6 protein-coding genes are annotated in these 8,880 nt (G+C 71.5%); 1 reads left to right on the top strand and 5 read right to left on the bottom strand.

What is annotated here, in order from left to right; translation table 11 throughout:
* Window positions 1–148: 148 nt before the first annotated feature.
* Entirely contained in the window at window positions 149–937 is a 789-nt protein-coding gene (locus ACWEV3_RS42045) for an IclR family transcriptional regulator (protein WP_452619260.1), read from the bottom strand.
* Between the two features lie 264 nt (window positions 938–1,201).
* On the bottom strand, window positions 1,202–2,113 hold the full coding sequence (locus tag ACWEV3_RS42040; protein ID WP_452619259.1) for a pseudouridine-5'-phosphate glycosidase: 912 nt from the start codon (window positions 2,111–2,113) through the stop codon (window positions 1,202–1,204).
* Between the two features lie 69 nt (window positions 2,114–2,182).
* Here ACWEV3_RS42040 and ileS point away from each other — a divergent pair, with 69 nt between their 5' ends.
* The gene (gene ileS, locus ACWEV3_RS42035) at window positions 2,183–5,320 is read left to right on the top strand and encodes an isoleucine--tRNA ligase (RefSeq protein ID WP_452619258.1); all 3,138 of its coding nucleotides are present in this window, start codon (window positions 2,183–2,185) and stop codon (window positions 5,318–5,320) included.
* Window positions 5,321–5,419: 99 nt separating this feature from the next.
* Here the strand turns inward: ileS and ACWEV3_RS42030 are convergent, their stop codons facing one another.
* From ACWEV3_RS42030 to ACWEV3_RS42020, 3 genes are all read right to left on the bottom strand, one after another.
* Window positions 5,420–6,208, bottom strand: a complete 789-nt coding sequence (locus ACWEV3_RS42030) for a S1 family peptidase (protein ID WP_452619257.1) — start codon at window positions 6,206–6,208, stop codon at window positions 5,420–5,422.
* A 620-nt stretch (window positions 6,209–6,828) separates the two neighbouring features.
* On the bottom strand, window positions 6,829–7,488 hold the full coding sequence (locus ACWEV3_RS42025; RefSeq protein WP_452619256.1) for a response regulator: 660 nt from the start codon (window positions 7,486–7,488) through the stop codon (window positions 6,829–6,831).
* Entirely contained in the window at window positions 7,481–8,743 is a 1,263-nt protein-coding gene (locus ACWEV3_RS42020) for a sensor histidine kinase (RefSeq protein ID WP_452619255.1), read from the bottom strand. Before ACWEV3_RS42020 ends, ACWEV3_RS42025 begins: the two co-directional genes overlap by 8 nt.
* Window positions 8,744–8,880 lie beyond the last annotated feature (137 nt).

Below are 8,880 nucleotides of genomic sequence, written 5' to 3'. Positions count from 1 at the left end.
GTTTGTGGGGGGGCCTGCCCACGCGCTCCATCCTGTTGGGCTGGTGTGGGGGCTTTTTCGCGCGAAATCGCCACTCCCCACGCGTGCCGGATGGCGATTTCGCGCGAAATCGCCATCCTTCCGGCCGGAGCCAGCGCGCGAAGCCTGATCAGCGGCGGAGCTGCTGCTCCACGGAGGAGACCACAGTGGACAGCGGGGCGCGGGTCTCGTCGGTCCAGTCCGGCCCGCAACGCGGCGTCGGCGCGGAGACCGACATGGCCGCCACCACCGCGCCGGAGTGGTCGTGGATCGGCATCGCGACGCAGCGGCAGCCGATGATGTACTCCTCGTCGTCGACGGCGTAGCCGCGGACGCGGGCCTGCTCCACCTCGGCCAGCAGCTCGGCCGGCTCGGTGACGGTGTTCTCCGTGTAGCGCTCCAGGTGCACGCCGCGGTACCGGCGCTCCAGCTCGTCGCCCGGCAGCCCCGCCAGCAGCGCCTTGCCCAGCCCGACGGCGTGCGCGGGCAGCCGCATGCCCACCGCGGACACCAGCTTCATCGGCTGCGGCGATTCGGCGATGGCGATGTAGACGTTCTCGGTGCCGTCCAGCCGGGACAGCTGCACCGTCTCGCCCGTCTGCTGCGCGAGCTGCTCCATCAGCGGCAGCGCCAGGCCGACGATGTCGCGGTGCCCGGTGTAGCCCTGGCCGACGGTCCACGCCTTCAGCCCGAGTCCGTAGGTGCGGGTGGTCTGGTCGAACTCGGCGAAGCCGCGGTGCACCAGGGTGCCGAGCAGGCCGTGCACGCTGGACAGCGGCAGCCGGAGGATTTCGGCGATGTCGCTGAGCCGGTGCCGGCCGCGGGAGAGCAGCTCCAGGATCACCAGCGCGCGGTCGGCGGACTTGACCACGTTCTGCCCACTGCCCGCCTGTTCAGCGGTGGCCGATTCCGCCTTCACGCCGAGTTTCCTCCTGCTCCGTTGCCGCCGCGCTGACCCCCGCACGACCTACTGAACAGTACAGCGGGCGAGCCGGGACCGCGCAGCTCGTCCAAGCGACCCAACTGCGCTGCTCCGGCGGGCCAGCGAGCACTTTCGGACTCCGGAAAAACCCGGCCCGCCGAGTGCACCCCGGCCGCAGCGCTGGCACGCGAGAGGCGTGGCGGTTTCGCGCGAAACCGCCATCCCCGCGCATGCCGAACGGCGGTTTCGCGTGAAACCGCCCTAGGGCGCCCCGGCCAGGGCGGTGGCGATCGCGGTGGCCAGCTCGATGTTGTTCCGGTAGACCGCGATGTTGACCGCCAGGCTGCGCCCGCCGGTGGCGGTGCGGATCCGGTCGAGCAGGAACGGCGTGATGTCGTGGCCGCCGACGCCCTGCCGCCGGGCTTCCTCCCACGCCTCGGCCAGCGCACGGTCGTGCAGGGCCGGGTCGAGCTGCTCGTCCGCCGGCACCGGGTTGGCCACCAGAACCGCCGAGCGCAGGCCCAGCTCGTCCCGGGCCGCAACTGCCGCCGCGACCTCCTCCGGGGTGTCGGCCGAGTACTCGATCTCGTGGCCGGAATCGGCGACGTAGAAGCCCGGGAAGCGCGACGTCCGGTAGCCGAGCACCGGGATGTTCAGCGTCTCCAGCCGTTCCAGCGTGGCGGCGACGTCCAAAATGGACTTCACCCCGGCGCTGACCACGACCAGCGGCGTGGCGGCCAGGGTCACCAGGTCGGCCGATTCGTCGAAGCTCGTCGCCGCGCCGTGGTGCACCCCGCCGAGCCCGCCGGTGGCGAACACGCGGATACCCGCGCGGTGCGCCAGGAACGACGTCGCCGCGACGGTGGTCCCGGCGTTGCGGCGCTTCGCCGCCGCGACCGGCAGGTCCCGGACGCTCGCCTTCGCCGCGGCGCGGTCGCCGGCCAGCCGGTCGAGCTGCGCTCCCGTCAGGCCGACCGTCGCGACTCCGTCGACGACGCCGATCGTCGCGGGCACCGCCCCGGCCGCGCGGATCTGCCGCTCGGCCGCCCGCGCCACCTCGCCGTTGTCCGGGCGCGGCAGCCCGTGGGTGATGATCGTCGACTCCAGCGCCACGACCGGCCGCCCCTCGACGACGGCCCGCCGGACCTCCTCGGACACCACCGGCAGCGACATCGCACCCTCCAGCCGTCTCGCGGGAGCTTTCCCCCGGTCCGCGGCCGGGGAAGGTGTGAGCATATAAGGATGCAGCAGCCTGAAACGCCGTTTCGGCCGGTCGAGCCCTCGATCGAACTGCCCGCCGTGGAGCGGCGCATCATCGAGTGGTGGCGCGACCGCGAGGTGTTCGAGCGCAGCCTCGCCCAGTCCGCAGGCGGTCCGCGCTGGGTGTTCTACGAGGGTCCGCCGACGGCGAACGGGACGCCCGGCACGCACCACGTCGAGGCGCGGGCGTTCAAGGACGTCTTCCCGCGGTTCAAGACGATGAAGGGCTGCTCCGTGCCGCGCCGCGCGGGCTGGGACTGCCACGGGCTGCCGGTGGAGCTGGCCGTCGAGAAGGAGCTCGGCATCAGCGGCAAGCGGGACATCGAGCGCATCGGCATCGCCGAGTTCAACGCCCGCTGCCGGGAGTCGGTGCAGCGCTACGTCGGCGAGTTCGAGGCCGTGACGCGGCGGATGGGCTACTGGATCGACCTGTCCGAGGCCTACTGGACGATGTCGCCGGGCTACGTGGACAGCGCGTGGTGGGCGCTGAAGCAGATCTTCGACGCGGGGCTGCTGGTCGAGGACTACCGGGTGGCGCCGTACTGCCCGCGCGACGAGACGACGCTGTCCGACCACGAGGTGGCGCAGGGCTACGAGAACGTGCACGACCCCTCGGCCTACGTGCGGTTCCCGGTCGACGGCCCGGTCGCCGGGCACCGGAACGCCGACCTGCTGATCTGGACGACCACGCCGTGGACGCTGGTGTCCAACACCGCGGTCGCGGTGCACCCGGAGGTCGACTACCAGGTGGTGCGAACCGTGCGCGGCACCTTCGTGGTGGCCGCGCCGCTGGTCGAGGCGGTGCTGGGCGCGGACGGCGAGGTGCTCGCGACGCTGCGGGGCACCGAGCTGGCCGGGCTGCGGTACCGGCGGCCGTTCGACCTGGTCGACATCCCGGACGCGCACCGGGTGGTGCTCGCCGAGTACGTGTCCACGGAGGACGGCACCGGCCTGGTGCACCAGGCGCCCGCCTTCGGCGCCGACGACCTGGCCGTCTGCCGCGAGAACGACCTGCCCGTGGTGAACCCGGTCGACGGCGACGGCCGGTTCGCCGCCGGGGTCCCGCTGGTCGGCGGGATGTTCTTCAAGGACGCCGACGCGGTGCTGGTCGAAGACCTCCAGCACCGGGATCTGCTGTTCCGCTACAGCACTTTCGAGCACCCGTACCCGCACTGCTGGCGCTGCCACACGCCGCTGATGTACTACGCGCAGCTGTCCTGGTACATCCGCACCACGGCGATCCGGGAAGCGCTGCAGCGGGAGAACGAGCGCACGAACTGGTTCCCGCCGAACGTCAAGCACGGCCGCTACGGGAACTGGCTGGACAACAACGTCGACTGGGCGCTGTCGCGCAGCCGCTACTGGGGCACGCCGCTGCCGCTGTGGCGGTGCCCGGAGGGGCACGTCACTGCGGTCGGTTCCCGCGCCGAGCTCGGCGGGCTGACCGGCCAGGACTTCACCGACCTCGACCCGCACCGCCCCTACCTGGACGAGATCGAGTTCCCCTGCCCGGCCTGCCGGCGCTCCGCAGCGCGGGTGCCCGAGGTCGTCGACGCTTGGTTCGACTCGGGCTCGATGCCCTTCGCGCAGCTCGGTTATCCGCACGCGCCGGGCAGCGTCGCGGAGCTGGCGAAGAGCTATCCGGCGCAGTACATCTGCGAGGCGATCGACCAGACCCGCGGCTGGTTCTACACCCTGATGGCGGTCGGCACGCTGCTGTTCGACCGCTCCGCGTACGAGAACGTCGTGTGCCTGGGGCACATCATGTCCGAGGACGGCCGGAAGATGAGCAAGCACCTCGGCAACGTGCTGGAACCGCTGCCGCTGATGGAGGCGCACGGCGCCGACGCCCTGCGGTGGTTCATGCTCTGCTCGGGTTCGCCCTGGTCGGCGCGGCGGGTGGGGCACGGGCCCTTGCAGGAGATCGTCCGCAAGGTGCTCATGACGTACTGGAACACCGCATCGTTCTTCAGCCGCTACGCCTCGCTCGTCGACTGGATCCCGGCGGACGCCGATCCGCCCGCCGGGCGCCCGGTCCTGGACCGCTGGGTGCTCGCGCGGGTCAACCGGCTGGCCGGCGAGGTCGACGCGCGGCTGGAGGATTACGACACCGCGGGCGCCGGGCGGGCGCTGGCGGAGTTCGTCGACGACCTGTCGAACTGGTACGTCCGCCGCTCGCGGCAGCGCTTCTGGGACGGCGACCGCAACGCCCTGCGCACCCTGCACGACTGCCTGGACGTGCTGACCAGGCTCCTCGCGCCGTTCGTCCCGTTCATCACCGAGCAGGTGTGGCAGGACGTCGTCCGCCCGGGCCGGCCGGGCGCGCCGGAATCGGTGCACCTCGCCACCTGGCCGGACCCGGATCCCGCGCTGGTCGACGACGCCATGCTGTCCGAAGTGGACGTCGAGCGCCGGCTGGCCGAGGCGGGCCGCGCGGCGCGCAAGAGCAGCGGCATCAAGGTGCGCCAGCCGCTGGACCGCGCGCTGGTCAGCGCCGCGCTGCCGGCGGAACTGCTCGCCGACCTCGCCGACGAGCTCAACGTGCGCCACATCGAACCGCTCGGCGGCGCCGGTGAGGTGCTGGACGTGTCGGTGAAGCCGAACTTCCGCGCACTGGGCAAGCGGTTCGGCAACCGCACGCAGCAGGCCGCGGCGGCCGTCGGCGCCGCCGATCCGGGCGAGCTGGCCCGGGAACTGCGAACGACGGGCCGGGCCACGATCGAGGTCGAGGGGCAGGCCGAGCCGCTCACCGGCGACGACGTGATCATCAGCGAGGTGCCGCGCACCGGCTGGGTGGTGGAATCGCAGCGCGAGGTGACCATCGCGCTGGACACCGCGATCACGCCGGAGCTCAGGCGCGCGGGGCTGGCCCGCGAGGCGATCCGCTTCGTGCAGGACTGCCGCAAGCGGGACGGGCTCGACATCACCGACCGGATCGCATTGCGCTGGCGGGCGACCGGCGAGCTGCGCGAGGCGCTGCAGGCCCACGCCGGGGAGATCGCCGCCGCCGTGCTGGCCGTCGAAATCGGCGAAACCCCCGCTCCCGCCGGGGGTTTCGCCGAGCACTCCGACGCCGAACTCGGCCTGTCGATCTGGCTGCGCAAGGCCGGTTCCGAGTAGCAGCGAGCCGTGGGCGGCGCACCGCCCACGGCTCGTCCATTGCTGGTCGTGAGGGGTGACGGGCCTCCAGGGCTGCCGTCACCGCTCACGGGATCGGGGTCAGGAACCGATCTGCGCCGCGATGTCGTCGTGGTAGGCACCGACGCGGGCGTACACGCCCGGCTTGCCCGGGCGGGCGCAGCCCTCGCCCCACGACGTGACGCCGATCAGCTTGTTGTCCACGACCATCGGGCCGCCCGAGTCGCCCTGGCAGGTGTCCACGCCGCCTTCCGGCACGCCGGCGCACACCATGGCGTCCGGGTTGTACTCGCCGTACGCGCCCTTGCAGGTGTCGTCGGAAGTCACCGGCACGGTGGCCTTCTGCAGGTTGTCGGCCTGCTGGCCGCCCTCGGTGGTGTTGCCCCAGCCCAGGATCGTGGCCTGGCTGTCCGGCGCGTAGCCCGGGTCGTCGGCGGTGGCCAGCTCGATCGGCGCCTCCTGCACCGGGGCCTCGAGGGTGAGGACCGAGACGTCGAAGCCCTGCGAGGCGTCCTGGTACTCGGGGTGCACCCAGACGTTGGTCACCTTCGAGACGGTGCCCTCGTCCGAGCTGATCACGGTGCGGCCGCTGACCACGTTGATGTCCGCCGGCTGCGAGCCGACGGTGCAGTGCGCGGCGGTGAGGACCTTGTCCGGGGCGACCAGCGAGCCGCCGCAGAACTGCTGACCGTCCGGGGTCACCAGCGCGACGGTGAACGGGTGGTCGGCGATGTTGGCGTCTTCGCCGCCGACGATGAACGGGCTGACGTCCGACGGCTGGGCTTGCGCGACGGAAGCCGTCGTCAGACCGGCGACGGCGATCGCGGCGACTCCGGCGAGCCGGGCCAGGCGACGTGGGGCATCGACCATGGTTGCACTCCTTGTCCCGATGGTCGCTGGCGATTTCGCCCCGGCGGCCTGCCTTCCGCCGAAACCGTTACGCACAGCGACGAACTTGACCGAAACGATATCGGCGCCCCACGTACCGGGAAAGCCTCCGAATTTGCCGTTTTAACCAGTCCGCGCAACCACTTTCCACAATCGGAAACCAACCGATCTACATCAAGGGGCGGCGCGCGTCAACCGGCTTGGCTACTTTTCGTTGCCATCGCGGCGGATTCGGCATGCGCCGCCGACGGGCGAACGCGAACGCCCACCGGCAGGCAGACGAACTGCTCGCGAATTCCTCGCAAGACTCGGCCTTTCCGGCGCCGGGAGCACGAATCGACCGGGCGCGCGTGGAAATGTCCCCGGTGCACCCCGATTTGCACCGGGGACACCCCAACCTCGGCCGGACCCCTCCGACCGGTGTCGCCGTCGATCCCCGAACCGACGGCTGGCTCGCTCCGAGGCCCCGACCGCCTCGATCGGAACGTGCCACGTCTGGTTTACCTTTTTTCCGATGGAATATTCCAGAGCCAATCGGGGGAGCCCGATCGGTTGATCGTTAAACCTCTCGGCGTAACGCCCGCGCACGCCGCGAGGACGGCCTACCTCGGCACCAGGCCCGCGTCGTAGGCGAGCAGCCCGGCCTGGAGCCGGTTCGCGCAGGACAGCTTCACCAGCATCCGCGACACGTAGCTCTTCACCGTCGCCTCCGACAGGAACAGCCGCTCCGCGATCTGCGCGTTGGCCAGCCCCTGCCCCAGGCAGGTGAGCACCTCGATCTCGCGGTCGGTCAGATCGCGCACCAGCTCCACCGCCCGCTGCCGGCTGCTCTGCTCCTCCCCCGACGCCGCGAGCAGCCGCTTCTTCGCCTCCTGGGAGAGCACGGTGTGCCCGTCGGCGGCGACCCGGACCAGCCCGATCAAGTCCTCCGGCGGCGTCGACTTGACCAGGAACCCGGCCGCCCCGGCCCGCAGCGCGCGCAGCACGTACTTGTCGGCGTCGAAGGTCGTCAGCGCCACCACGGCGGGCGGATCGGGCAGCTTGCAGATCCGCTCGATCCCGGTCAGCCCGTCCACGCCCGGCATCCGCAGGTCCATCAGCACCACGTGCGGCCGGTGCCGCACCACGCACTCGACGGCCGCCGCGCCGTCCTGCGCGTCGTCGACGACCTCGATGTCCTCGGCCGAACCGAGGATGGTGCGCAGGTGCGCGCAGACCATCGGTTCGTCGTCCACCACGACGACCCGGATGGGATCACTCATCGCCGACCGCCTCCCCCGTGGGCACGTACGCAGGGAGTATCACATCCACCTCGAAGCCACCGTCGCCGCCGGCCCGGGCGTGGAACGTCCCGCCGACCAGCTCCACCCGCTGCTGCAACCCGAGCAGGCCGGATCCCGAGCCGCTGCCCGCCAGGTCCGCCGCCGCGCGGCCCGGCGGCTCGCTGTTGCGGATGACCAGCCGCAGCCGGTCGTCGCTGTAGATCACGTGCACGCTCACCCGCGAGCCGAACGCGTGCTTGTGGACGTTCGTCAGCGCCTCCTGCACCACGCGGTAGGCGGTCCGCCCGACCGCCGACGAGACCATCGCCGGATCACCGTCCACAGTGAACTCGACGGGTACCCCGACCGCCTCGGACCGGCCGATCAGCTCCGACAGGTCCGGCACCTCGGTCGGCGGGGCCGAGGCGGGGAGGCCCTCGTCCTCGACGGAGCCGCGCCGCAGCACGCCGACGAGATCCCGCAGTTCCTCCAGCGCTTCGCAGCCGCTGGTGCGCAGCTCCTCGGCGGCCTGCCTGATCTCCGGGTCCTCAGCCGCCACCCCCAGCGCACCGGCCTGCAGCACCATGAGGCTGACCCGGTGCGTGACCACGTCGTGCATCTCGGTGGCCAGCCGCGTCCGCTCGTCCGCCCGGGCCTGCTCGGCGAGCAGTTCCTGCTCGTACTCGGCCCGCTCGACGCGTTCCCGCAACGCCTGCACCAGCCGGCGACGCGCGCCGATGTAGAGCCCCAGGACGGCCGGGAAGATCGTCCACAACACCGAGACGACCAAGAGGTCCCGGAAGTTCGGATCCCACGGCCGGATCGCGATCACGGTGACGATGGCGACCATGTCCCAGGCGAGGAACCGCCTGGTGCGGCCCTCCGTGTAAGCCGCGACGGCGTAGACGATCCACGGTGTCAGGCCCGGGACCCACGGGTCGTCGTGCTGGTTGATCGCCAGCAGGGGGCCGGGGCCGAACTCGATCAGCAGCACCTGCGCGAGCGAGAGCACCGTGGTCACGGCCATGATGGCCACCGGGAAGCGCCGCCGGGTCAGCAACGCGATGTCCAGCAGGGTCATCAGCAGGTCGTTCGCCCACAGCCCGCCGATCCAGTCGTACACCTCGGGCGGCGTATCCGACGGGTAGAGGACGGCGAGGACGCGGCCGAGCAGGTGCAACCCGATCACGAGGCACACGTCGAACGCGGCCTCCCGCTTGGAGTTCCACAACAGCCGCCACAACGGGCGCTTCACGTGGAACACGGTAGTCAACCGGGTGTTCGGAATCGGCGAAGAACCCACTCGCGACGGCCGGGGATAGACGAAAGTTGCACCGGCCTCCCGGAGCCGCAACTTTCGGTCGCCCGAACCGCTACGAAGCGCGGTGTCGG

This window comes from Saccharopolyspora sp. NPDC003752 (assembly GCF_053605825.1).
The sequence above is the reverse complement of the archived record's forward strand: the minus strand, read 5'-3'. Positions and strand labels throughout refer to the sequence as shown.

Bases quoted from the DNA above. Each gene is read 5' to 3' on its own strand.
- ileS (WP_452619258.1), top strand. From the start codon at position 2,183: ATGCAGCAGCCTGAAACGCCGTTTCGGCCGGTCGAGCCCTCGATCGAA.
- ACWEV3_RS42030 (WP_452619257.1), bottom strand. From the start codon at position 6,208: ATGGTCGATGCCCCACGTCGCCTGGCCCGGCTCGCCGGAGTCGCCGCG.
- ACWEV3_RS42025 (WP_452619256.1), bottom strand. From the start codon at position 7,488: ATGAGTGATCCCATCCGGGTCGTCGTGGTGGACGACGAACCGATGGTC.
- ACWEV3_RS42040 (WP_452619259.1), bottom strand. From the start codon at position 2,113: ATGTCGCTGCCGGTGGTGTCCGAGGAGGTCCGGCGGGCCGTCGTCGAG.